This window comes from Streptococcus oralis (assembly GCF_001579525.1).
Lineage (GTDB): Bacteria > Bacillota > Bacilli > Lactobacillales > Streptococcaceae > Streptococcus > Streptococcus oralis_M.
The window spans coordinates 328,047-353,832 of sequence record NZ_KQ970788.1; the positions used below are offsets into that span (position 1 = coordinate 328,047).

The window sequence follows — 25,786 nt, forward strand, 5'->3', positions numbered from 1 at the left end:
TATAACAAAAATTTGCTCTAATAACAAGTTTTTTTATGGGTAGACTAAGCATCCATTAGTGGGATGCATCCCCGTTCCAGATAGAGTTTTTCACGATAACATAATCAACATGTTTAAGGTCAGCAAGCCTGCGTCCACCTGCGTAGGAAATAGCACTTTGCAGGTCCTGCTCCATCTCAGTAAGGGTGTCTTGCAAATGCCCTTTGGCAGGCAGTAAGATGCGTTTACCTTCTACATTTTTATAAGCGCCTTTTTGATACTGTGAAGCTGAACCATAGTATTCTTTGAATTGTTCACCGTCAACTTTAATCGTTTTTCCTGGACTTTCGATGTGTCCTGCAAAAAGGGAACCAATCATGACCATGCTAGCACCGAAACGGATAGACTTGGCAATGTCACCATGGGTACGAATCCCACCATCAGCGATGATTGGTTTGCGCGCAGCCTTAGCACACCAGCGTAGGGCAGCCAACTGCCAACCGCCTGTACCAAAACCAGTCTTGACTTTGGTGATACAAACCTTCCCAGGACCGATTCCAACCTTAGTAGCATCCGCACCGGCATTTTCCAATTCACGCACAGCTTCTGGAGTTCCGACGTTACCAGCGATTACAAAAGTATCAGGTAATTCTTTCTTGATGTGTTGAATCATAGAAATCACGCTATCCGCATGACCATGAGCAATGTCAATCGTGATGTACTCAGGAGCATCAGCCTTGAGCTGGCTAACGAAATCATACTCATAGTCCTTGACACCAACAGAAATGGAAGCAATGAGCCCTTGATCGTGCATACGTTTGATAAAAGGAATGCGCCCCGCTTCATCAAAACGGTGCATAATGTAAAAGTAACCGCCTTTAGCAAGTTGCTCTGCTACGTTCTCATCCAAAATCGTCTGCATATTTGCTGGCACAACAGGTAGTTTAAAAGTGTGTTTTCCAAACGTAATACTTGTATCCGCTTCTGAACGGCTTTTAATGACACATTTATTTGGGATCAACTGAATATCTTCGTAATCAAAAATTGGAAATTCATTTAACATATCGATGTCTCGTTTCTTTTATAATGACCTACCTATGCTTGCGCACCTCTACGCCTTTTTCCGACGTTTCCTTGATTAATTATAAACCAAAGTACAGTTTTTGTCAAATGTTTTCAATAATCAAATTATATTGTTCGGAAATTACTTGTATAAATAGCAAAAAAGCGAAGAGATTACTTTCTCCCCACTTCCTTATCAATATTTCTTTTAAAAATTGCTTCGGAGCTTTCCATCATTTCACAAAATTCATTATAAGATGAAGCATTCTGAGGAATTTGGATAGACCACTTCTTCAATTGAGCTCCATAGCCAGCTAGTTTTCCTATTTCACTATTTACTGACTGCTCCATACTAGGAAAAATCAGTCCAGCTTTCTCAGCTTCTAAAATATAAGAATAGGAAATCAACTGGAACAAGTCCTCGCGATTGATCCCTTTTTCAGTAAACTCCAGTTTTTTATATTTTGCATCTAGAACTATTTTTAACTCTTTATGATAAAAATCTGGAAATACTTTTCTTTCACGATTAGAAAATACTGAAATACCGTCCGTCTTATCCTTATTTCGAGGATGTATGAAATCTTTTGGCAACAGGGTATAAACATACTCTTCCCAAAGCCAGGAAACATCAAAAAGAATACCATGGATTTTTTGCTCTTGATATCCTAACCCATGCTTCTCTCTATTTAGGATCATCAGGCAAAGCTCTTGCAACTTTCTGTACTCTCTGAAGTATGCGTGTCGGATGGATTTCGTTTTATTCATTCTGATAATCTTAGCACGATCAGCGAGTTTATAAGATGGGGTTACTCGCATGATTTCTGCCATATTTTCACGATTACTATCGAGTAGTACTCCAAAACTTTTTTTAATCTTTATGTACTCAATCGTATGCCGAATCAATTGCATGAGTGGATTATCATAGGTGAACTCTCTCGTTGTGTAGGCAACATTTCCCATAAAAGGAACATTTCTCTTAAGATGATTTCCTACATCTAGTACACCTTTTACATGACTGTCGTTATGAGAAAATCTCTGGTATTCCTTATAAAGACCTTTTCTGAGAGCAGCTTGTAAATACTTGGGAAAGAGGTAAATCAAAAGCTGATAGAGTTTATCCTCTAGAGATAGACCAACATCCAAACTAGTCAGATTGATATTGAGAACCTTTTGTAAGAGACAATGCAAAAAGTGGTCGTTATATTTATCAGAAAAACGAGAGGAAATCGTTAATCTTTCCTGACCACACCCCAGAAAGCCAATCACATTTCCTGTCTTGATTTCCTGATTAACTGTTTCCAAAATCTTTTGGTCCCTGTCTAGATCAGGAGAATTCATCAAATCATTTGGGAAAATAAAAATATTGTCCTCTCGAGATAGGTTATCTAGTGTTCTATCAAGGAGCGCTTGACTTAGATTGGGAAATTCTGCGACAAAGTCCTCTTTAGCAATCCTATACTGATTATCAGTTATCCGCATCATTATCACCAGTATATTGCTGATCTGTTTGCTCTTTATTTGTCAGATCAAATGCTTTTTTCAATGTATCCAGAGTTTCAGCCTCCTCATAAGAACCACGTAAGTAATCTTCCAAGAGTGGTTTGAGGTAATCAGACCAGAGTAATTCATAGTCAAAATTTACATCCTTCAACTTAAGGAAATAACTTGGTCCAATATGATAATGACTGTTTAGCTCCTGAACGTTTTCGATAGCAACATTCAAGTTTCTTAAACGAAGTTTTGCTTCTTCTGCATGGATATCTAGTTCTTTATCCAACATAGCAACTTGGCTTTCAGCAGTAACTTCAACAAAACGAAAACGACGACGCATAGCAAAATCAAAGGTATCTACTGAACGGTCAATATCATTCATTGTTCCGATGATGTAGACATTTTCAGGGATATAAAATTTCTCATCCGACTCATGTAAATTAGCATACTGGGTGGAAACACTCCCCTTTTCACCACGATAACCAGGGTCGATAGAGAAAAAGAGTTCCCCAAAAATCTTAGAAATCTCCCCACGATTAATCTCATCGATGATGAAGATAAAATTCTTGTCTGTCTTGATCTCTGTTGGAGAAATATAGTCTTTCAAACCAAATCTTTTCTTTAAAGTTTCAAGGACTTTTTTTCCTTGGTTACGATAATAGGGCTTTTTCAGATATTTTTCATCTTTATACAGTTCATAAACATAAGATTTTGTTAAGACAGTTCCTTTGGCTTTAGTTTCATAATTGATATTAAAATTATTTCGACTATTTACTGTGAGATAGGAAAATTTTGTCAAATATTCTTTTTCATCTCTGCTATTTACATATTCAAGATAAAGATCCCACGCTTCCTCAAAATTATCTTGACCTCCAGTCTTCTGAGCTTCTTTAGCCTTCTGACAGAACTTCTTAAAAATACCGTCCTGCAAGCCAAAGTTAATCTGTCCATCATCCCCCAGAATTGGTCTCAACCCCTCTACAAAATCCGTATAATCATAGGAAGGGTGAAACTGTACAAACTCGGTTTGGTCTTCGTTGCCACCCGTTAATTCTTTAGCAATTTCTTTAGCAAGATAAGTTTTTCCTGTACCAGGAGCACCACGGAGAATGAGGTTTTTGGATGAAAGTAAAATATTCTTATACTCGTTGATATTTTCTGATGCGTTTTTCTCGTTTTGAACATCTGAAATTTCATCTTTTTCAATATTAAAATCCACATATAACTCATCAAGACTTGAATATGGTAATGCAGATACTGTTGTATAGTCCCATTTCTTAGTTCCAAGAGAATTTAACTGGAAATCACCAAATTTACTAATCGGTATGATTTCAAATCGTCTTGGAAATCCTTCAAACTCACTATCTTCAACATATTGATAAGGACCAATTATTTTAGCCAAAAAAGAAGCCCGTAGATTCTTCCTAGGAACTACTACTAAATCTCCTATACTGACACCATGTTGGAGGAGTGCTACTTGATTCTCTTGTTTTCTAGGTCTTTCTTCCCCATTATAAGGATAATTTTTTTCTTCTATATTATCAAATCCGATATATAGAACATTATCCTTAAAAGATTTCTTATGCAATTTTAAGTTAGTAGTTCCGCCAACTGAAATTTTCCAGACTCTTATATTCGACATAAATTCCTCCATTTTCACATTAACATATAATACCTTTTTATATAATAACACTATTAAAGAAACAAAACAAGGAATTAAACAAAAAGCCCAGCGTTAGGAGCTTCAATTTCTCTTAACACTAGACTTCTTTTCAATCTTAATAATACTCGCCTTGGCGGTAGTCCCATGAGTTAAAGGTATCTGACAGGTGCATCATAATTTTATCAATGTCAAGCCCTTTACGGATAACGACTGGTGCTGGTGAGGTTGAACGTGCTCCACCTTGTTCTGGGATGAGTTTGCCGTCCTTATCAACCATAGAGACCATCACACCTTGCTCGTAGCGAGTTTCGATTGTTTTGTCAGGTTGGATGGATGCCACGTAGTCGTCTGCTTCGATGACAAGGTCCACTGCTCCTTCGATACGTTGACCGATACCTTCCACCTTACCACGGTTTCCTTTTCCAGATGGGTTAGCTGATGAGGCGTAGACCATCTTGCCTTCTTCCCAAAGTTTAGCAGCCAATTGTTCACCAGCTTTACCAAACTTGATGACAAAACAGCTAGTACCACGAACGTCTGTCATGAGTTCTTCGCGACCATCACCGTATGCTTTCAATTTCTCAAAGGCTTCTGGTTTCCATGGAAGGATACAACCTAGAAGAATATCTTCGTCCCAATGTTTTTGGTAGAAGGCTTCAATTTCTGGATTGAGTTGTGCTAAAGCGCGTAGCTCGTCCATGCTACCACAAAGTACAACACCTGGTTTGTTACGGTTACGCTCTTTGGCTTCAAATTTGCGTTCAAGACCTGCCTTATCGCTCGTCATGATAATGTAACCAACTTTTGTGGGGCAAACGATACACCCGCCTTCACCTTTTAAAATGTCATAGCCTTCTTGAGAAAGTGTTCCGTTCCATTGAATATGTTTTGTCATAGTTCTATAGTTCCTTTTCTATTTTTCTAATCCTGCCAGTAGGCCGGTCGTTGTTTTTCATAGGCAGCAATCAAATCTTCATACTGCAAGGTAATACCGATATCATCCAAACCATTTAATAGCTTGTGTTTCCATTCGCTATCAATTTCGAAAGTGAATTCTCCAACTGGTGAGATGATTTTTTGTTGTTCCAAGTCCACAGTTACCTGATCACTTGGTTGAAGCTGGGCTAGTTTTTCTCTTACCTCTCTGGGTTGAACAATGGGTAACATGCCATTATTGAGTTCATTATTGTAATGAATGTCACCGAAAGAGCCTGCAATCACGACCTTAAAACCATAGTCGGCTAGAGCCCAAGCTGCGTGTTCTCTCGAAGAACCTGCGCCAAAGTTATCCCCTGAGATAAGAATACTAGCTTTTCGATATTCAGGTCGGTTAAAGACAAAGTCTGGATCCTCAGTGTAGTTATCGTCCAGATAACGCCAAGCATACATGAGGTACTTACCAAAGCCTTTTTTATCAATTAACTTGAGAAACTGCTTGGGAAGGATTTGGTCGGTATCAATGTTATCATTCATAAGAGGAACGGTTGTTCCCGTATAAACTGTAAATTTCTCCATATCCTCTCCTTACTGGGCTTCTGGCATCTGCCGAACATCTACGAAACGCCCTGCAATAGCTGCCGCCGCTGCCATGGCTGGACTGCAGAGATGGGTCTTAGCACCAAATCCCTGTCTGTCTTCAAAGTTGCGGTTACTGGTTGAGGCACAGTGGACACCATCAGGGACCTTGTCAGGATTCATCCCCAGGCACATAGAGCAACCTGGGTCTCTCCATTCAAAGCCAGCATCTAAGAAGACCTTATCCAAGCCCAACTTCTCCGCAGCTCGTTTGACAGGACGAGAACCTGGTACTACGATTGCTGTTAGATTGGGAGCTATTTTCTTTCCTTTAACAAATCGCGCAGCTAGTTGTAAATCGCTGAGACGAGCATTGGTACAAGACCCGATAAAGATATAACCTAGCTCAATGTCCGCTGGCTTTTGACCAGGCTCCAAGTCCATGTAATGATAAGCACGTTCATCGTTCATATCCTTAATTTCTGGGAAGCTACTGTCAAAGTCGACGCCCATAGCAGGATTGGTTCCCCAGGTCACCATAGGAGCCAAGTCTGAGACATCCATCCGTATAACTTTATCATAAACAGCATCATCATCGCTGACCAGGGTTTTCCAATCCGCCACAGCCTCCTCGAAAGCTTTGGGAACGCATTCCCGTCCCTTGAGATAGTCATAGGTGGTCTGATCTGGATTCATGATGCCCATCTTGGAGCCAAACTCGATGGACATATTGCAGATGGTCATTCTCTCTTCCATAGTCAAAGCATCAATCGCTTGCCCACGATATTCCACCACATAGCCAACACCACAGGCAACGCCATACTTGGCAATCAAGGCGAGAATGTAATCCTTGGAATAAACTCCTTTTTGAGGAACACCAGTGAATTCTACCAGCATTTTCTTAGGTTTGACCTGCCAGAGGGTCTGGGTAGCAAAGACATGCTCGACTTCACTGGTCCCAATTCCAAAAGCGATAGCTCCGAAAGCTCCGTGGGTAGCTGTGTGGCTGTCTCCACAGACGATGAATTTTCCTGGTTGGGTCCGTCCTGTTTCTGGACCTACCATGTGAACGATTCCCTGCTTTTCAGAACCGTGGGCAGCATGTTCAATCCCAAACTCCTCAACATTATCAGCGAGCTTATCAATTTGAGCCTTAGAAATAACATCTCGAATATCGTAGATATTAACGGTTGGAACATTATGATCAAAAGTTCCAAATGTCAAGTCTGGCCGTCTCAATCTGCGCCCCGCATCTCGTAATCCTTGAAAAGCTTGGGGACTGGTCACTTCATGAATATAGTGCTGGTCCACATACATGAGTTGGGGTTGTCCTTCTTCTCCTGTGATGACATGGCGGTCCCATAATTTATCAAAAATCGATTTTCCTGTCATCCATTACCTCCAAATAAAATATAAGGCTACTAGTGTGGTCACCATCCCGAGAAACCAAACTGTTTTAAAGTACCATTTTCTAGTCTTATGGTGAAAAATGATTCCTGCCAACCAGGCACCAAAACCACCACAAGTAAGGGCTAAAATGAGTAAGATTTTCTCTGGGACGCGCCAAGCACCTCTTCTTGCCTTGGATTTGTCAATGCCATAAATCAAGAAAATCAGCAAATTCCAAATCAAGAGGGCAAGCGTTATTCCTTCATTTATCTTCATAATCTTTCAATGATAGCTTCCGTCATTTCCCTGGTCGAAGCCTGTCCTCCAATATCTCTTGTTAAAATGCCAGCTGCTAAACTAGCTTCAACAGCACGCTCGATACGCTCTGCATCCTCAAAACGTCCAAAACTATCTCTCAACATCATGGCAACTGACAAAATCATGGAAATAGGATTGGCAATTCCTTGACCTGCAATATCAGGCGCTGAACCGTGAATAGGCTCATAAAGACTTGGCCCCTTTTCAGAATGACTGGCTGATGGCATAACACCAAGAGTGCCTGATAGCACGCTTGATTCATCAGATAAGATATCTCCGAAAAGATTCTCTGTCACGATGACATCAAACTTAGCAGGATTGGTAATCATAAGCATAGCAGCTGAGTCCACCAACTGGTGTTCCAAGGTTACATCTGGGAAATCCTGCGCAACTTCCTCAGCTACTCTCCGCCAAAGTTTTGATGTCGCTAGAACATTTTGCTTATCGATACTAGTAACGATTTTTCTCCGATTTTTTGCAATTTCAAATGCCTTGCAAATAATCCGCTCCACTTCCTCATAGCTATAGTCATTAATATCACGCGCTTTTCGCTCTTTAAGAATATGTTCCCCAAAGTAAATCCCACCTGTCAATTCACGCACAACGACAAAGTCAACACCAGCAATTCGTTCCGATTTGAGAGGTGACAAATGCTTGAGACTCTCAAAGATTTTTACCGGGCGAATATTAGCATAAAGATTGAGTTCCTTACGGAGAGCCAGCAAGCCTTGTTCAGGCCGAATCGCTGCCCCATCATACTGGGGACTACCGATAGCCGCTAGGAGAATAGCATCTGCTTCTCTACATGCCTTGAGGGTTTTATCAGGTAAGGGATGCCCCGCAGCATCAATACCTGCACCTCCAAAGGGACGTTTGTCTATTTCATAGTCAAAACCTGATTTTGAAGCTAGAGCTTCCAGAACCGCTAAACCAGCTTCCATGATTTCTGGACCAATTCCATCCCCTGCTAGAGCTACTATTTTCTTTGTCATAGCCTTCTCCTTTACACACTAGGCATGTCTCGGTAGGAAACGCTACGCCCCATCTCACCTGCATTCTCTTTTTGAACAAAGGTATTGGCATTGATGTAGGCAATAGCCGAAGCTTTTAGTACATCGAAATCAAGACCTGCTGCGTTAAAGATGGTCTCTGTATCTCTGTTTTCAACAGTAACCAAGACTCGAGCTTGGGCATCGATTCCATCTGTCACAGCGTCAATAGTATAGGATACCAAGCGGACAGATTGGTTAAAGAACTTATCGATAGCGTTAAAGATTGCTTCAACAGAACCTTGCCCTGTCGCATTAAATTCGACTTTTTCACCATCCATATTAGCTAGGCTAACGAGCGCTTCAATTTCATTGTCTGCATGGGTTTGAAGTTGTAAATCATCAAAGTGGAAGCCTTCTGGATTTTCAACCATGGTTCCAGCTACCAGAGCTCGAATATCTGCATCCGTGATTTCTTGTTTCTTGTCCGCTAGTGCCTTGAACTTAGCGAAGAGTGGTTTGATATCCTCTTCTGTAAAATCTAGGGCTAATTCTCTTAGTTTTTCAACAAAGGCATGGCGACCAGACAATTTTCCAAGCGGAAGACTATTACTCTTAACACCGACTAATTCAGGTGTAATGATCTCATAAGTGAGAGGATTTTTAAGGACTCCGTCTTGGTGAATTCCAGATTCATGGGAGAAGGCATTACCGCCAACCACAGCCTTGTTTTTAGGAACTGGAATACCTGAGAAGCGAGAAACCATTTCTGACGTATTAATGGTTTCGTTTAGGACAATACTGGTTTCTGCTTGATAGTAATCTTGGCGAATATTGAGAGCCACTGCAATTTCTTCCAAAGCAGCATTCCCAGCTCGCTCGCCAATACCATTGATAGTCCCTTCGACACGTCCTGCACCATTCTTGACAGCAGCAAGGCTATTAGCCACTGCCATTCCAAGGTCATCGTGACAGTGAGGTGAATAGATGATCTGACGATCCGTCTTGACATTCTCAATCAAGTATTTGAAGATAGCTCCGTACTCTTCTGGAGTGGTGAATCCAACCGTGTCAGGGATATTGATATAAGATGCACCTGCATCTACTGCTGTTTGAACGACTTGTAAGAGGAAATCCTTCTCTGTTCTAGTCGCATCCTCAGGAGAGAATTCGACAATTTCAAACTTTGAACGTGCGTAAGAAACATGCTCCTTAATAGCTTCTAAAATCTCTTCCTTGCTCTTATTGAGCTTATACTTACGATGAATCGGACTGGTAGCGATAAAGACATGAACCTGTGGATACTTGGCATCCTTAAGTGCCTCGTAACAAGCATCAATATCAGACTTGACCGAACGTGCTAGACCAGTCACCGCCGTTTTTTTCAAGACTTTAGCAATCTCCTGAACTGCCTTAAATGAGTCTGGGCTTGCAGCCGGAAAACCAGCTTCGATGGCTGAAATGCCCCACTTCTCCAGCTGCCTTGCAATGGCAATTTTTTCCTTGATTGAAAAGTTAACGCCAGGTGTCTGCTCTCCATCTCGAAGGCTGGTATCTAGAAATTCAACTGTTCGCATAAGATTTCCCCTTTTCCAAATGTGGTTTTAAAAAAACATCTCGCTCAGAAACCCAAGCGAGATGTTGATTTACTCCCGCTTGGTAAGCCAAACAGGACTAATGCTTTTGCACTAGCCCGAGTACCTCAACAACAAAGCAAATTGATTAAACTTAGCTGTTTTCATGTTTGACTTTCTCCTTCGTTTGATGTCTTGTTAAGTATTTTAGCATAGGAAGAATCTCATGTCAAGAAAAAATCCATTATTTTCTGAAAATTTCTTCAGTAAAGAATATTTTGCTAATTGAAAGTATTTGAAAACTCAAGTAACTTTCTTTATTTTTTCACGGTTAAGTTCCAACTTCTTTCTATCAATTCCAGTACCATTTCATCTGACAAAGTATCATCAAGTGCCATACTAAGCCAGTAGCGTTTGTTCATATGAAAGGCTGGATAAATGCCCTTTTGTGAAAGAAAATCAGCTACTTGGTCGTGTTTAATATTGACTGCTTCGACTAGCCCTTCTCTACCCTTTTCCAGCTTATCCCATGGGATTCTCATCAAAACGGCATACCACTTTTGATTGTCTTTATGGCGCAATACAGCTGTATCAGGTGATTTTTCCCACAGATACTCCAACTGATTACCATACTTTTCCTGAACCTTATCCATGATACGCTTAGTCTGAGGACAGATAAAATCCTGCACATCAAAACAATCCTTCCGAATCTGGTAGAGAATCTCCAAACAAGCCTCACGGACACTTGCAACAAAGCTTCCTGTCATACTTTCCATATGGACTTGAGGATAGAGGTCACCCGTTTCCTGATCAAAAACCTGAAAGCTCACATTATCAGGAGTGATAGAGACTGTCATGAAAAAGTCACCCTGCAAAATCTGGCAACTATAGGTCCAGATTTCCCCATTTTCTACAAAACCATAGGCATGGGCTTTTTCTTTATTAAACTGATAGGATTTAAAAATTTCAAACATAAGTGAAAACTGCTACCAAAAGCTAGCAGTTCCTTTCTATTTTTTAAAAGACAACCTTAGTTCCATGCAATTGTTTCACACCTAGCTGGTCGATAAAGGTTTGACGGTTATCCAAGTCAATCCCCCCACCTGGTAAGATTTCAATTTTACTTTTTGCATGTTCCAAAATTCTGTGATAGTGTTCAAAACGTTTCTCTAGCGAGTCCCCAGACACACCAGCACGAGTTAAGATACGAGTGACACCAGCTTGGCTGAGCCAGTCAATGGCCTCCAATTGCTCTTCATCACTCAATTCATCAAAGGCCATATGGAAGACAATTTCCATTCCTTTAGATGCGGCAATCAGCTTCTCCAGATTAGCTTTATCCAACTTCTTATCAGCAGTTAATGCTCCAAAAACGACTCCTTGACTTCCAGCCTGCGCAGTCAAACGAATGTCTTCTAGCATGATCGCTATTTCAAAATCAGTATAGACAAAGTCGCCACCACGGGGACGAATCATAGTCATGATGGTCGTATCGTAGTTAGATGCCAGTTCAACCGCTGCCTTGGTCACTCCATAGCTAGGTGTTGTTCCTCCTACTGCTAGATTGTCACAAAGTTCGATTCGACGAGCTCCAGCCTGCATCGCTTTTTCAAGCAAGGTCACATTTTCAGCACAAAATTCGTAAATCATTTGATTCTCCTTGATGTTTTCTTTAAATTTATTATATCATATTATTTTAAATATACTTTCATTTTTATCAAGGCAAATACCTACTATTTTTATCTATTCTTTGTCAGGAATGACTTTAAAGAGATAGTAGGTGATAAAGATAGTCAAGGCTCCCAGACCGATTTTGACTGGCAAAAGAGGGGCAAAATAAATAGAAATCCCCATCAAGATATAGATAGATACGATGATTTTTTTCTTGCGTTCTCGCGCGATTGACTTGGTTTCCCGAAAGTCCGCTACATAAGTCTGATAAAGCTTTGTATGATAAAGCCAGTCTTCAAAACGCTTAGAAGATTTTGAAAAGCAAGCAATAGCTAACAAAAGAAAGGGGGTTGTTGGTAAAAGTGGTAGGACAACTCCAATAACAGCTAAAGCCAGTGAAATAAAGCCAATACAGAGATAAATGATACGCATGATTTCTCCTAGATAAATTACTCTTCCTCTAGTTTCGCACACAAGGGGGAAATTTGTCAAGCTTCAAGTAAAAAGAGCCTGAAATTCATTTTCAGGACTCTGCATTTTATTTAATTTTCTCTTCTTCGTAGTCGCCATTACTACATACAACCTGCTTACCACCACCACGGACTTTTTTCTCCACAAGGAAGTGTCCACATTTTGGACAGTCACGGCCAATTGGTTTGTCCCAGGAAGTAAACTCACATTCTGGATAGCGATTGCAACCATAGAAGATACGATTGCGCTTGGTTTTTCGTTCGATGATTTGACCTTGATTGCATCTTGGACACTCGACTCCAATCTCTTTGACAATCGCTTGTGTATGACGGCAGTCTGGGAAATTGTTACAAGCATAGAATTTACCAAAACGACCGAGCTTAATCACCATCGGACTGCCACAAACCTCACAGTCAAATCCAGCTGGCTCATCCTTGATCTGGATTTTTTCCATTTCAGCTTCAGCCTTGGCTACTTCTTTGGAGAATGGTTTGTAAAACTCATCAATAACCCGTTGCCACTGCTCTTTTCCAACTTCGACATCATCTAGTTTTCCTTCCATCTCAGCTGTGAAGGTAACGTTTACGATATCTGGGAAATATTCAACAATGAGTTTATTGACAATTTCTCCCAACTCTGTTGGTTCAAAACGTTTGGCTGCCAGACGAACGTAGTAGCGTTTTTGGATAGTTTCAATTGTCGGAGCATATGTTGACGGGCGTCCAACTCCATTTTCTTCCAAGGTCTTGATAAGAGTCGCTTCCGAATAGCGAGCTGGCGGTTGAGTGAAATGTTGTTCTGGCTTGCTATTGACCTGCTTGACCACATCTCCAACAGCCATATCTGGCAACATTTTGTTCTTGTCAGAGTCGTTGTAGATAGCAAGATAACCATCAAACTTAACTTGGCTTCCATTTGCCGCAAACTGAACCCCATTTTGAGATAGCTTAACAGCCATGGTATCAAAGATAGCAGCTGTCATCTGGCTAGCCACAAAACGGTTCCAGATAAGGGTATAGAGCTTAAGCTGGTCTTTGTCCAAGTACTTAGCGATGCTTTCAGGTGTGTTAAAGACACTAGATGGACGAATGGCTTCGTGGGCATCCTGAGCACCTGAGGCGTTCTTGACCTTGCTACCATGCTTGGAATACTTGCTACCAAAACGGTCGTTAATGTAGCTTGCCGCTTCATTCTGAGCCACAGGACTGATACGAGTTGAGTCTGTACGCATATAGGTAATCAAACCTTGCACACCTGATCCGATATTGATCCCTTCATAAAGCTGTTGGGCAACCATCATGGTCTTACGAGTACGGAAATTGATTTTGTTAGCCGCATCCATCTGCATGGTTGAAGTCGTATAGGGTAGGGGCGCATTGCGTTTGCGTTCTTTCTTATCTACCTGGTCTACTGTGAAATCTTTGCTAGTCAAATGGGACAAGACTTCTTTAACTTCTTCGTTGGTGGTCAATTTCATCTTTTTGCCATTCATACCATAGAAAGAAGCTTGAAATTGCTTGATTCCCTTCTTAAAGACACCATCAATTGTCCAGTATTCTTCTGGTTGGAAGGCATTGATTTCATTTTCACGGTCAATGATGAGCTTAAGGGCAACTGACTGCACGCGTCCTGCTGATAAGCCCTTCTTGACCTTTTTCCACAAAATTGGCGAAATCGAATAGCCTACCAAGCGGTCCAAGACACGACGAGCTTGTTGAGCGTCGACCAAGTCCATGTCAATCTTGCGAGGCTCTTTAAAGGCATTTTTTACTGCGTCTTTGGTGATTTCATTAAAGACTACACGGTTGGCATCATTCTCATCCAAGTTGAGAATGTGAGCCAAATGCCAGGAAATCGCTTCTCCTTCACGGTCCGGGTCACTCGCCAGAAAGACTTTATTGGCCTTTTTGGCTTCTTTTTTCAGATCATTGATAAGAGGACCTTTTCCTCGGATATTGATATACTGCGGTTCATAGTTATTTTCAATGTCGACTGACATACTGGATTTTTTCAAATCACGGATATGCCCGACACTGGCTAAAACCTTGTAATTTCTGCCTAGGTATTTCTCAATCGTTTTCGCCTTAGCAGGCGACTCCACGATGACTAGATTTTTTTTAACTGTTGATTTTTTCTTCTTTGTTGCCGTAGCCACACTATCACACCTTTTCAAAGTAATAAACTTTATAAAGTGTAAACCATTTTTCTATAGCTGTCAAGACCTAAGTCCTATATATAGAAGAAAAGTTTATCTGTGTGAACAAATTTCTCCTTAAAATTCAAACTCAGCCAGCACATCTTGACCACTGGAAATCAGCTTTGCCCCCTCTTGGATCAGGTGGTGACAGCCATCTGAATGGCCATCTAAAATGTTTCCCGGAATGGCAAAAACATCACGCCCTTCCTCCATAGCACGCTCACAGGTGATGAGACTCCCTGAACGCATCCTTGCCTCTGCTACAATAACGCCACGGCACAGTCCAGCAATGATGCGATTACGAGCTGGAAAGTGAAATTTCAAGGGTTCTTCACCAGGTCCATACTCGCTAAGTACCAAATGGTGATTACCAATGTGTTCTTGCAAACGTTTATTGGCTCGGGGATAAAAAACATCCAATCCTGTTCCAATCACTGCAATTATTCTTCCTCCATTCTGGAGTGCAGCCATATGGGCAGCCGTATCAATCCCTTTGGCTAAACCACTGACCACGATTAACTCGTTTTCCAAACCTTGAATGACTTTCTGGACCGACTTAGCACCTTGGCTGGAACAAGAACGACTCCCCACAACAGCAACCTTTGGAAATTTCAATAAGTCTAGATTTCCTTTGTAAAACAAAAGAGCTGGAGCATCATAAATCTCACTCAGATCCCAAGGATAACAGTCGTCTAGAATCGAGAAGGATGGAAATTTTTGAAACTCCTTCTCCAACTGTGCATCATCAATCTGGAAATAGCGTTCCATAAAGACAGCAGGATTACGGCACCCAGATATTTCAGCAATGTCACCTAGCAAGAGCTCCTGATCAACAGTCTCATCGTATTCAAGAACTGTTAAAATTTGTTGATTACTCAGCCCAGCTTTTCTCAATTTGTAAATCTCATAGTTTGTGATCTTCATATACAACTCCGTTTCTTTTTCTACTCATCTATCTATTCGTAAAAAAAAATAAAAAGAAGACCAAGGATCTTCTTTTTTTCATTTATTCAGCTTTAGTAGTTGACCAGCTACTTTCAACCATCGGTAAGATTGTTTTTAAAGTTTCCCCATCCCCTTCAAGTGAAACATAGCGGATTTTACCATCATTTGATCGGAAAACCCAGGTAACGAGGTATTTCCCTGACTTAGCAATTGCATTGACAACATAGGCTTCATTACCTCCAATGGTTGATTTGGAGCCCCAAACCTTACTAAAATCTGAGCTTTGTTCTTTGGAAGTTAAAATACTAGATGAGACAGTCACAACATCCAGTTTAGCATACTCTTCTTCGCTGATATTAAACTGCTCAGCCTTGAAGGTATTCAGTGTAACAATGTTGATATCTGTTCCATCACAATACTGTATATCATTTCCACCTTCTACTTCATGGAATCGAACCCATGATTTGGGTACCTTGACAAACCCATACTCATTCGAGCCGATGATTTGCGTCTCTTCCTTTTTCGCTTCAGAAGCAGCAGAGCTAGAGCTACTCGTTTCCTGACTGCTAGAAGAATTAACAACCGCAGTCGAACTTTCTTTGGCTGCTGTTTGCGATTTATTGGAGCATGAAGCTAGAAAAACACTAGCAGTAACTACAGTACCTAAAATTAATAATTTTTTCATCCTACCACCTTTCCATCTGCATTATAAGAAAAATAAGGACTTCTGTCAAATTCTAACCTAATCTATTCTGTTAGCTTCCGATTTTATCACTCTCATTTAAAGCAAAAACTCTTGAAAAATCTTCAAGAGTTTTTTTTATTTCTATTCTTCATCCATACTCAAGACGCTAAGGAAGGCTTCTTGTGGGACTTCTACTGATCCGATAGCTTTCATGCGTTTCTTACCAGCTTTTTGTTTTTCAAGGAGTTTGCGTTTACGAGAAACGTCACCACCATAACACTTGGCAAGTACGTTCTTACGAAGGGCCTTGATATCAGTACGAGCCACGATTTTGTGCCCAATAGCTGCTTGAATCGGCACTTCAAATTGTTGACGAGGGATGATTTTCTTGAGCTTATCAACAATGAGTTTCCCACGTTCGTAGGCAAAATCCTTGTGAACGATAAAGCTGAGAGCATCCACCTTGTCCCCATTGAGAAGGATATCCATTTTGACCAGTTTAGATGGGCGGTACTCTGACAATTCGTAGTCAAAGCTTGCATAACCACGCGTCGAAGACTTAAGCTTATCAAAGAAGTCAAAGACGATTTCAGCAAGTGGAATTTGATAGATAACATTGACACGATTATCATCAATATAGTCCATGGTCACAAAGTCTCCACGCTTGCGCTGAGCCAGTTCCATTACTGCTCCGACAAACTCCTGCGGTACCATGATTTGCGCCTTGACATAAGGCTCTTCAATGGTCGCAATCTTGGTTGGGTCTGGAAATTCAGAGGGGTTAGACACATCCATAGACTCACCATCAGTTTGGTTAACCTTATAGATAACAGACGGAGCTGTCATGATAAGGTCAATGTTGAACTCACGCTCCAAACGTTCCTGGATAACATCCATATGGAGAAGTCCAAGGAATCCACAACGGAAACCAAATCCAAGGGCCTGAGATGTTTCTGGTTCAAACTGCAGGCTGGCATCGTTGAGCTGCAATTTTTCAAGGGCTTCACGAAGGTCATTGTACTTGTTGGATTCGATTGGATAAAGACCTGCAAAGACCATAGGATTCATCTGCTTGTAGCCATCTAGCGGTTCTGCTGCAGGATTGCTTGCTAGAGTAACTGTATCACCCACGCGCGTATCTTGAACTGTCTTGATAGAAGCCGCAATATAACCAACGTCACCTGTCGCAAGAAAATCACGACCAACTGCTTTCGGCGTGAAAATACCGACCTCCGTCACATCAAAGGTCTTGCCATTGCTCATGAGCTGAATCTTATCGCCAGGTTTAACCACTCCGTCCATAACACGCACTTGGAGGATAACCCCACGATAAGCATCATAAACTGAGTCAAAAATTAAGGCTTTTAATGGAGCTGAAACATCACCAGTTGGAGCTGGCACTTTTTCAACGATCTGCTCAAGAATCTCTTCAATACCAATACCAGCTTTGGCAGAAGCTAATACTGCTTCACTGGCATCTAGTCCAATAACATCTTCAATCTCTGTACGCACGCGCTCAGGATCAGCTGCCGGTAGGTCAATCTTGTTAATAACAGGAAGAATTTCCAAATCATTGTCCAAGGCTAGATAAACGTTGGCAAGTGTTTGCGCCTCAATCCCTTGGGCCGCATCAACCACCAAAATTGCTCCTTCACAGGCAGCTAACGAACGCGACACTTCATAGGTAAAGTCCACGTGCCCAGGTGTGTCAATCAAGTGGAAAATATAGGTTTCGCCATCTTTTGCAGTGTAATTGAGCTCGATAGCATTGAGTTTAATGGTAATCCCACGTTCACGCTCAAGATCCATACTATCCAGAAGCTGGGCTTGCATTTCACGACTAGAAACGGTCTCCGTCTTTTCCAAAATGCGGTCTGCCAGCGTTGATTTCCCGTGGTCAATATGGGCGATAATAGAGAAGTTTCGAATCTTCTCCTGTCGTTTCTTTAATTCTTCTAAGTTCATGACGCTCTTCCTTTCAGGGTATCTATTAATTATAAATTGTTTTTAACATTTTGACAAGACCATACCCTGCTAGGAGTACTAATCTTCGGCAATAAAACCATCATTTTCGATAAAGTGGTGTTCTGTCATACCTTGGTCTGTAAAGACAATCCCATGCAAGACACCACCATAAACAGCTCCTCCATCCATGCCAATCTTGCCATCTTCTGTTATCCAAAGCTCAGCAGTACCTCGGTCTTGCTTCAGTAAACCATAAACTGGTGTATGCCCAAAGACAATGATTTTCCCAGTATGATTTTCGGCTTCGTGGAATGGCTTTCTGAGCCAGACTTTCTTGTAATCAGTCGTTTCATGCCAATCATCCAAAGTCAAATCAATACCAGCATGCACAAAGATATATTTGTCTGTCTCTACTACAAAAGGCATTTGACGAATAAATTCGACCAAGTCTGCTGCTTCAGTCGCAACACGTTTGGCATCTTCTACCCCATCAACTGGTGCATCCAAGGGACGACCTAAAATAGAGTTAATGGTTGTATCACCACCATTGCGACGATAATGGTCATAGCTTTCTTCTGGGTCATCAAGCCAAGTCAAAAACATATACTCGTGGTTTCCTGATAGACAGATAGCTCCATGATTGTCGACCAAGTCTTTTACCATTTCTAGAACACGGCGACTATCCTCACCACGGTCAATCAAATCCCCTAGAAAAAGCAACTGGGTGTGACCATCCCATGTTTTGAGAAGGTCTTCCAGCATACCTGCTTTTCCATGGACATCTCCAATTACATAATAGTCTGTCATTTATTTCATCCTCGTTTGCAATAATTCTCTGGCTTGGGTAAGGGCAGCTTCGGTTACATTTTCCCCAGCCAACATCTTAGCTACTTCCTCTACTCGCTCTTCTAAAGTCAAGAGTCGAACCGTCGACACTGTAGAGTGCTCATCACTAATCTTCTCAATAAAGAATTGATAATCCGCGATGGCAATCACTTGTGGAAGGTGAGAAATAGCTAAAACCTGACCATGCTGGCCAATCTTATGAATCTTCTGAGCGATGGCTTGGGCTACACGACCTGAAACTCCCGTATCCACCTCATCAAAGACAATACTGGTCTTGCCTTCTTTACGAGAAAAGGCTGACTTGATAGCCAACATGAGACGGGATAATTCCCCACCAGACGCAACCTTAACCAAAGGTTTAAAGTCTTCACCTGGGTTAGTAGAAATGTAAAACTCAACTGCTTCATTTCCTTCACGGCTGAATTTGCTCTTACTAAAGCGAACCTGAAATTGAGCCTTCTCCATATAGAGATCTTGCAGTTCTTGTTTTATCTCTGCTTCAAGCTGCTGGGCCAAATCATGACGAGCAGATGCAAGCTGCCCTGCCAAATCGACAAGATTAACTTCCAATTTCTTGAGCTCTGCTTCCATGTCTTCGGAAGAAAGGTTATTACCTGTCAAGAGATTGTACTCATCCGTAATCTTAGCAAAATAAAGCAAAACGTCGTCCACAGTTCCACCATACTTGCGGGTAATAGTATTCAGAAGGTCTAGGCGATTTTCAACCTGCATGAGGCGATTACCATCAAAATCTAAGTCCTCGATAATATCTTCCAAACGCTTTGTAATATCTTCTAAAACATAGTAGGTCTCTGACAGAGAACTTGAAATTTCACGGTATTCAGGGTCATACTCTTCGACACTTTCCATGTCATTCATGGCTGAACGGACATTAGCAAGACTGGAGAATTCCTCATTGTCCAGCATACTGTAGGCATTGGTTAGCGTATCCGCAATATTTTTATGATTGAGAAGCTTATCTCGTTCTTGGTTGAGAGCCAAGTCTTCACCAGCCTGCAAGTTCGCTGCCTCAATCTCTGCCATTTGAAATTCCAACATCTCAATACGATCCTTGTGTTCCTGCTGGTTTTTCTTAACTTCAAGAACCTGCTTGCGCATTTTGCGATAAGCATCAAAGATCGTCTGATAGGTCTCCTTCAAGTCCAAGAAAGCTGTATCACCAAACTCATCCAACATCTGGATGTGCAGTTGAGGACGCATTAACTCCTCTTGGTCATGCTGGCCATGGATATCCACAAGGTGCTGCCCAATAGCACGCAAGACAGAGAGATTGACCATCTGACCATTCACGCGACTAACACTACGACCATTTTGCAAAATTTCCCGGCGGATGATAATTTCATCACCCATTTCCAAACCTTGCTCATCAAAAAATTCCTGTAAAAGGCGACTATTTTCAACTGAGAAAAGCCCCTCAATCTCTGCTTTTGGCGCACCGTGACGAATAACGTCTGTCGTTGCACGAGCCCCCAACATGAGATTCATAGCGTCGATAATAATAGACTTTCCAGCACCCGTTTCCCCGGTTAAAACAGTCATACCCTTTTCAAAATTGAGGGAAATCGCCTCAATAATGGCAAAGTTTTTTATCGAAATTTCAAGTAACATACTGACCTACCATTTTTTGACTTGTTCAACAATTTCCTCAGCTGCCTCTGCTGTTCTAGCTACAATTAAGATAGAATCATCATCAGCTAGACAGCTAAAAATCTGTTCAGAGAATGCCTCAACCAACTGACTCTTCACAAAAATAGTATTTCCAGGAATGACAGCAAGGTTGATCATATTTCCCATTAACTCAGAACTCACAATGTTGTCCTCAGCCAACTGCAAACTCTTAACGATTGATTTTGGCAACTCATAGATATAAGTATTGTTCTTCAAAGGAATTTTAACAATACCAAGCTCTTTGATGTCCCTTGAGACAGTGGCTTGAGTAGCAGAAATACCTGCTTCCTTCAAATGCTCAACGATTTCTTCCTGAGTCCCGATTTGATAATCCGTAACAAATCTTCTAATTTTTTCAAGTCTCTCTTTTTTATTCATCTTTAAATTCTCTATGTGCTCTCTCTACAACTTTTTCTATTTCAGGGGCAACTTGATTACTTGCTCCCTCTTCCTTTTTCAAATATGCCAGAAATTCGATATTTCCATGTCCACCTTGGATTGGTGAATAGTCTAATCCAAGAACTGAAAAACCTTGTTCAACTGCCATAGTAGTGAAAGATTCAAGGACAGTTTGATGAACCTTGGCATCTCGAATGATTCCATTCTTCCCAATCTGCTCACGACCTGCTTCAAACTGGGGCTTAACCAGAGCTACAATTTGACCTTGATCAGCCAAGACACGGTGCAAAGCAGGCAAAATCAGACTGAGGGAAATGAAACTCACATCAATACTGGCAAAGCTCGGTTCCTGCTCAAAATCAGTCTTTTCAGCGTAACGAAAATTAAACTGCTCCATGCTGACAACCCGCGGGTCTTGGCGTAATTTCCAAGCCAACTGATTGGTGCCAACATCGACTGCAAAGACCAACTCAGCACCATTTTGCAACATGACGTCAGTAAATCCTCCAGTGGAAGCCCCAATATCAATCGTTGTCGCTCCCTCGACTGACAAATCAAAGACCTCCAAGGCCTTCTCTAGTTTTAGACCACCTCGACTGACATACTTGAGTTTTTCACCCTTGAGTTTTAGTTCAGTGTCATCTGGGATTTTCTCTCCTGGTTTGTCAAAGCGTTCTCCATTAAGGACTGCTACGACTAGACCTGCCATTACACCGCGCTTGGCCTGTTCTCGCGTTTCAAACAAGCCCTGTTTATAAGCTAGTACATCCACTCTTTCCTTAGCCATTGATTCTCAAACTTTCTACTACTTTCACAATCGGCTCTGTTTCAAAGCTGACTTGCTGGGCAATTTCTTCTAACTTGGCATTAGCTTGATCCAAGGTTTTGTTACAAAAGGCAATGGCCTCCTCCAAACCCAGCAAGGCTGGATAGGTTGATTTTTCAGCCTGCAAATCCTTTTGTGGAGTCTTGCCGATTTCCTCAAAACTAGCTGTCACATCCAGCACATCATCTCGAACTTGAAAGGCCAGTCCAATCAATTCACCAACTGTTTTCAGTTTTACTTGGATTTCTGGTGCTAATTCAGCTATGATAGCAGCTGCTTGAAAGGGATAAGCTAGCAATTTTCCAGTCTTATTGGCATGAATGGTCTGAAGTTCTTCCAAGGACAAATGCTGGTGTTCGCCCTCCATGTCCAAAACCTGACCTGCTACCATGCCTAGACTTCCTGAAGCAAGGGATAAGTTGGCAATCAAATCCACCTTGATCTGACTTGGCAAATCCGCCTGCGCTATTAAGGCATAGGGATCTAGGAACAAAGCATCTCCTGCCAATATTGCCATCGCTTCGCCAAATTTCTTATGATTGGTTAAACGCCCCCGACGATAATCATCATCATCCATGGCTGGAAGATCATCGTGAATCAAGCTCCCTGTATGAATCATTTCCAAGGCCGCAGCCACCTGCGCGTGTGCTGGTTTAATAGCGACTTGCAAGGCTTCCAGAACCTCTAACAAGAGAAAAGGCCGAATACGCTTGCCCCCAGCATGAATGGAATAGAGAACGGACTCTCGTAGACTAGAAGCAAACTGCTGGTCTCCATAAAAATCTTCCAAAGCAGACTCGACAAGAGCTAATTTTTCTTGCTTCTTCATTCAAAATCACTTTCTGTTCCGTCTTCTTGCATGACCTTAACCAAGGTCTTTTCAGCCTTGTCCAGCGTCGCTTGGAGCTCTTTTGACAAGACCATGCCCTTTTGAAAGGCCGCAATTGCATCTTCTAAAGCAATTTCACCATTTTCCAAACTTTGGACAATGGTCTCTAGTTCTGCTAGATTTTCCTCAAATTTCTTTTGTTTTGACATCTTTAACCTCTAATTCTACTTGACCATCTCGCATCAAAAGCGTCACTTGGTCTTTTTTATTCAACATCTCAACAGAATCGACTACTGACTCTTCTTTTTTGACAATAGCATAACCACGCGCCACTATTCGACTGGTATCCAACATCAGTAGAGCTTCTGAAAGTCTCTTGACTTCAGCAACCTTGGCATCATAAACCAGCGCCATTTGGCTGCGTAGGAGCTTGTCCAACTGACTTAGACAGTCTTGATAACGCTGGATTTTGGTAACAGGTGATAATTGGACTAGTTGATGCGTCCTTGCTTGGACTAGCTGTTTATTATCAGAAATCCGTGTTCGCAAACTTTGTTTTAATCGCAGTTGCAGTTGATCTAACCGCTGTAAATAACCATCATACAAACGCTCTGGCTGTCTAAAGATGACTGACTGACTGCATTTTTTCAGAGCTTCTTTTTTTCTTGACATGACATTCTGAACTGCTGTTGCCATCCGCTTTTCCTGATTTTGCAAATGGGTTAACACATCCAAATTAGTCACAGGCGTTGCCAGTTCAGCTGCAGCTGTTGGCGTTGCAGCACGGCGATCTGCCACAAAATCCGCCAAGGTCACATCTGTTTCATGCCCAACACTAGAAATAACTGGCAAACGAGATTCAAAAATAGCCCGTACCACAATTTCTTCGTTAAAGGCCCAGAGATCCTCGATGGAACCTCCACCACGACCAATGATGAGAACATCTAGGTCCTCACATTGATTGGCACTCGCAATATTTCGAGCAATTTCCTCCGCCGCTCCCTCACCTTGTACCTTGGTCGGATAGAGAAGAATGTCGACACCAGGAAAACGTCTGCTGACGGTCGTGATAATATCTCGAATAACGGCTCCACTGCGACTGGTTACCACACCGATTCGCTTAGCAAACTGGGGAAGAGGTTGCTTGAAACGTTCTTGAAACAGACCTTCTTCCGTCAATTTTTTCTTAAGTTGTTCAAACTGAATCGCAAGCGCCCCGACCCCATCAGGCTCAGCCTTTTCAATGATGATGGAGTAGCTCCCGCTGGGTTCATAGACCTTCACACGCCCAATCACATTGATTTTCATTCCCTCTTCCAAGTCGAAACCTAATTTTTGATAAATCCCAGACCAGATGGTCGCTTGAATGACTGCATGATCATCTTTTAAGGAGAAATATTGGTGAGTAGGTCGTTTACGAAAGTTGGAAACTTGACCAGTTAAATAGACCCGTTCCAAGTAAGGGTCTTTATCGAATTTCATTTTCAGATACTTGGTCAAAGTTGTTACCGATAAATACTTTTCCATCTCCACCTATTATTCATTTTCTTGCTTTTCCATGGGTATTATTATACCAAAAACATGCTTAAAAATCACCTTTTTCCTACTGAAACTAAAGGAAAAATAGAAAAAGGAGGCATTGCCTCCTCATCTGATTATTTGCTGTTTCGTGCTTCTTCCAAAATCTTTGCAATTTTGGTGGTCAAAAGGTCGATAGCAACGGTATTGCTGACCCCTTCAGGAATGACGATATCGGCATACCGTTTGGTCGGCTCGATAAACTGGTGGTACATAGGTTTGACCACACCTAAGTACTGATCAATGACACTGTCAAGGCTACGTCCACGCTCTTCCATATCACGCTTGATCCGACGAATAATACGCACATCATCATCTGTATCCACAAAAATCTTGATATCCATCAAATCGCGCAGACGCTTGTCCTCCAAGACCAGAATCCCCTCAACGATAAAGACATCCTGAGGCTCCTGACGATAGGTCTTGCTGCTTCGTGTATGTTCAGTATAGTCGTAAGTCGGAATGTCCACCGGGCGCCCTGCCAACAATTCCTTAATCTGCTCGATCATCAAGTCTGTATCAAAGGCAAATGGATGGTCGTAGTTGGTTTTGACACGCTCTTCAAAAGTCAAGTGAGACTGATCCTTGTAGTATGAATCATGCTCAATCATGGAAATTTTTTCATCAGGAAAATGAGATAAAATGGCTCTTGAAACACTGGTTTTACCACCACCAGAACCACCTGTCACTCCGATAATGATTGGTCTATTTTGCATGCTATCCTCCGTTTTTTATCCGTCGTCTATTCTATCACATTTTTTACAAAATTTATAGTCTGATTTGGATAGTCTATGGGAAACAAATCCATCCCCACAATCTAGTTAAACTAGACAAAAACCTTCCTTGGTTTGTAGAAATTGCCCCTTTTTTCTAGAATGGCTAGCAATGTATCTCCCTCAAAGGCAGCCAGTTCTTGGTCTGTTTGGTCTAGCTCGATAAAACGACCAAACCGCACTTCTGTAGCCTCTTCTGGAGTTAGGATAACTTTGACAAGGTCCCCTGTTCCAATTTCAAGAGGATGGAGAAAGTCCAGTTGATCAGCCTCCACTTTTGCAGTAATTTCATCCAAGGTAAGAGCATCTTCTAGCTGCAAACCTGCAGCACTGGTTCGAATCAGATGGGACATATGGGCCGCGTAACCCAGCTTCTCTCCCAAATCAACTGACAAGGTACGGATATAAGTTCCCTTACTGCATTTTACACGAAAAGTGAAACTTGCAAGTTCGCCCTCATAAGAAATCGGACTTGTTCGTTCAAATTGATAAATGGTCACCTGACGTTCTGGACGCTCCACTTCCTGACCTGCACGCGCATACTCATAGAGCTTGCGACCATTAACCTTAACAGCCGAATACATAGGTGGAATCTGAGTAATAGGCCCAGTCAGACTCGCAATCGCTTCATCGACAGTGGTTTCATCCAAGGGCGACAAAACAGGTGTCTCTGCGACCACTTCTCCACTGGCATCCTCAGTCGTCGTTGAATAACCAAGAGTGATCTCCCCCTCATAGACCTTACCCTCATCCTGCATGAACTCGACCATGCGGGTCGCCTTGCCCACCGCAATGGGCAAAACACCCACCACATCCGGGTCCAAGGTCCCACCATGACCGATTTTCTTGGTTCCCAAAATCTTACGCAGCTTAAAAACCGCATCATGCGAAGTCATCCCCGCTTCTTTCTTTAAGTTAATAATACCGTTCAT

Annotated in this window: 25 protein-coding genes; all 25 read right to left on the reverse strand. The window is 41.8% G+C overall.

Features of this window, described 5'->3' with window-relative positions; genetic code table 11:
- Positions 1-55 precede the first annotated feature (55 nt).
- A complete protein-coding gene (locus SORDD25_RS01580) occupies positions 56-1,042 on the reverse strand; it encodes a GMP reductase (protein WP_061852373.1) in 987 nt (328 codons plus the stop codon).
- A 173-nt stretch (positions 1,043-1,215) separates the two neighbouring features.
- The gene (locus SORDD25_RS01585; RefSeq protein WP_061852374.1) at positions 1,216-2,520 is read right to left on the reverse strand and encodes an McrC family protein; all 1,305 of its coding nucleotides are present in this window, start codon (positions 2,518-2,520) and stop codon (positions 1,216-1,218) included.
- On the reverse strand, positions 2,507-4,186 hold the full coding sequence (locus SORDD25_RS01590; protein ID WP_423170618.1) for an AAA family ATPase: 1,680 nt from the start codon (positions 4,184-4,186) through the stop codon (positions 2,507-2,509). Before SORDD25_RS01590 ends, SORDD25_RS01585 begins: the two co-directional genes overlap by 14 nt.
- Positions 4,187-4,310: 124 nt before the next feature.
- On the reverse strand, positions 4,311-5,090 hold the full coding sequence (locus SORDD25_RS01595) for an L-threonylcarbamoyladenylate synthase (protein WP_061852375.1): 780 nt from the start codon (positions 5,088-5,090) through the stop codon (positions 4,311-4,313).
- Positions 5,091-5,116: 26 nt separating this feature from the next.
- The gene (gene leuD, locus SORDD25_RS01600; protein ID WP_061852376.1) at positions 5,117-5,710 is read right to left on the reverse strand and encodes a 3-isopropylmalate dehydratase small subunit; all 594 of its coding nucleotides are present in this window, start codon (positions 5,708-5,710) and stop codon (positions 5,117-5,119) included.
- Between the two features lie 9 nt (positions 5,711-5,719).
- Entirely contained in the window at positions 5,720-7,102 is a 1,383-nt protein-coding gene (gene leuC / locus SORDD25_RS01605) for a 3-isopropylmalate dehydratase large subunit (RefSeq protein WP_061852377.1), read from the reverse strand.
- A 3-nt stretch (positions 7,103-7,105) separates the two neighbouring features.
- The gene (locus SORDD25_RS01610) at positions 7,106-7,375 is read right to left on the reverse strand and encodes a DUF1294 domain-containing protein (RefSeq protein WP_000700090.1); all 270 of its coding nucleotides are present in this window, start codon (positions 7,373-7,375) and stop codon (positions 7,106-7,108) included.
- A complete protein-coding gene (gene leuB / locus SORDD25_RS01615; RefSeq protein ID WP_061852378.1) occupies positions 7,372-8,409 on the reverse strand; it encodes a 3-isopropylmalate dehydrogenase in 1,038 nt (345 codons plus the stop codon). The genes SORDD25_RS01610 and leuB overlap by 4 nt, the downstream gene beginning before the upstream one ends.
- 11 nt (positions 8,410-8,420) lie before the next feature.
- Complete coding sequence (locus SORDD25_RS01620; protein ID WP_061852379.1) at positions 8,421-9,983, reverse strand: 2-isopropylmalate synthase; 1,563 nt, start codon at positions 9,981-9,983, stop codon at positions 8,421-8,423.
- Between the two features lie 314 nt (positions 9,984-10,297).
- The gene (locus SORDD25_RS01625; RefSeq protein WP_061852380.1) at positions 10,298-10,954 is read right to left on the reverse strand and encodes an MmcQ/YjbR family DNA-binding protein; all 657 of its coding nucleotides are present in this window, start codon (positions 10,952-10,954) and stop codon (positions 10,298-10,300) included.
- A gap of 43 nt (positions 10,955-10,997) precedes the next feature.
- Positions 10,998-11,630 carry a copper homeostasis protein CutC gene (locus SORDD25_RS01630; protein WP_061852381.1) on the reverse strand — a complete coding sequence of 211 codons (633 nt, stop codon included), beginning with the start codon at positions 11,628-11,630 and terminating at the stop codon, positions 10,998-11,000.
- A 93-nt stretch (positions 11,631-11,723) separates the two neighbouring features.
- Positions 11,724-12,083, reverse strand: coding sequence for a YbaN family protein (locus tag SORDD25_RS01635; protein WP_001220350.1), 360 nt, complete (start codon positions 12,081-12,083; stop codon positions 11,724-11,726).
- A 106-nt stretch (positions 12,084-12,189) separates the two neighbouring features.
- Positions 12,190-14,277 carry a type I DNA topoisomerase gene (gene topA, locus SORDD25_RS01640; RefSeq protein ID WP_061852382.1) on the reverse strand — a complete coding sequence of 696 codons (2,088 nt, stop codon included), beginning with the start codon at positions 14,275-14,277 and terminating at the stop codon, positions 12,190-12,192.
- 117 nt (positions 14,278-14,394) lie between these two features.
- Complete coding sequence (dprA, locus tag SORDD25_RS01645; RefSeq protein WP_061852383.1) at positions 14,395-15,243, reverse strand: DNA-processing protein DprA; 849 nt, start codon at positions 15,241-15,243, stop codon at positions 14,395-14,397.
- 82 nt (positions 15,244-15,325) lie between these two features.
- Positions 15,326-15,949 (reverse strand): hypothetical protein, encoded by a 624-nt coding sequence (locus SORDD25_RS01650; protein WP_061852384.1) that lies wholly within the window; start codon positions 15,947-15,949, stop codon positions 15,326-15,328.
- Positions 15,950-16,090: 141 nt separating this feature from the next.
- Positions 16,091-17,914, reverse strand: a complete 1,824-nt coding sequence (gene lepA / locus SORDD25_RS01655; RefSeq protein ID WP_049505907.1) for a translation elongation factor 4 — start codon at positions 17,912-17,914, stop codon at positions 16,091-16,093.
- A gap of 78 nt (positions 17,915-17,992) precedes the next feature.
- On the reverse strand, positions 17,993-18,721 hold the full coding sequence (locus SORDD25_RS01660; protein WP_061852385.1) for a metallophosphoesterase family protein: 729 nt from the start codon (positions 18,719-18,721) through the stop codon (positions 17,993-17,995).
- Positions 18,722-20,389 carry a DNA repair protein RecN gene (gene recN, locus SORDD25_RS01665; RefSeq protein WP_061852386.1) on the reverse strand — a complete coding sequence of 556 codons (1,668 nt, stop codon included), beginning with the start codon at positions 20,387-20,389 and terminating at the stop codon, positions 18,722-18,724. It abuts the gene before it with no gap.
- A gap of 6 nt (positions 20,390-20,395) precedes the next feature.
- Positions 20,396-20,827: an arginine repressor gene (locus SORDD25_RS01670; protein WP_001034390.1), complete on the reverse strand. Its 432-nt coding sequence runs from the start codon at positions 20,825-20,827 to the stop codon at positions 20,396-20,398.
- A complete protein-coding gene (locus SORDD25_RS01675) occupies positions 20,820-21,635 on the reverse strand; it encodes a TlyA family RNA methyltransferase (RefSeq protein WP_061852387.1) in 816 nt (271 codons plus the stop codon). Before SORDD25_RS01675 ends, SORDD25_RS01670 begins: the two co-directional genes overlap by 8 nt.
- Entirely contained in the window at positions 21,628-22,503 is an 876-nt protein-coding gene (locus SORDD25_RS01680; RefSeq protein ID WP_061852388.1) for a polyprenyl synthetase family protein, read from the reverse strand. The genes SORDD25_RS01675 and SORDD25_RS01680 overlap by 8 nt, the downstream gene beginning before the upstream one ends.
- The gene (locus SORDD25_RS01685) at positions 22,500-22,712 is read right to left on the reverse strand and encodes an exodeoxyribonuclease VII small subunit (protein ID WP_000043226.1); all 213 of its coding nucleotides are present in this window, start codon (positions 22,710-22,712) and stop codon (positions 22,500-22,502) included. The genes SORDD25_RS01680 and SORDD25_RS01685 overlap by 4 nt, the downstream gene beginning before the upstream one ends.
- Complete coding sequence (gene xseA, locus SORDD25_RS01690) at positions 22,690-24,030, reverse strand: exodeoxyribonuclease VII large subunit (RefSeq protein WP_061852389.1); 1,341 nt, start codon at positions 24,028-24,030, stop codon at positions 22,690-22,692. Before xseA ends, SORDD25_RS01685 begins: the two co-directional genes overlap by 23 nt.
- Positions 24,031-24,158: 128 nt before the next feature.
- Positions 24,159-24,797, reverse strand: a complete 639-nt coding sequence (udk, locus tag SORDD25_RS01695; RefSeq protein WP_001181376.1) for a uridine kinase — start codon at positions 24,795-24,797, stop codon at positions 24,159-24,161.
- Between the two features lie 110 nt (positions 24,798-24,907).
- On the reverse strand, positions 24,908-25,786 hold the full coding sequence (gene truB, locus SORDD25_RS01700) for a tRNA pseudouridine(55) synthase TruB (RefSeq protein WP_061852390.1): 879 nt from the start codon (positions 25,784-25,786) through the stop codon (positions 24,908-24,910).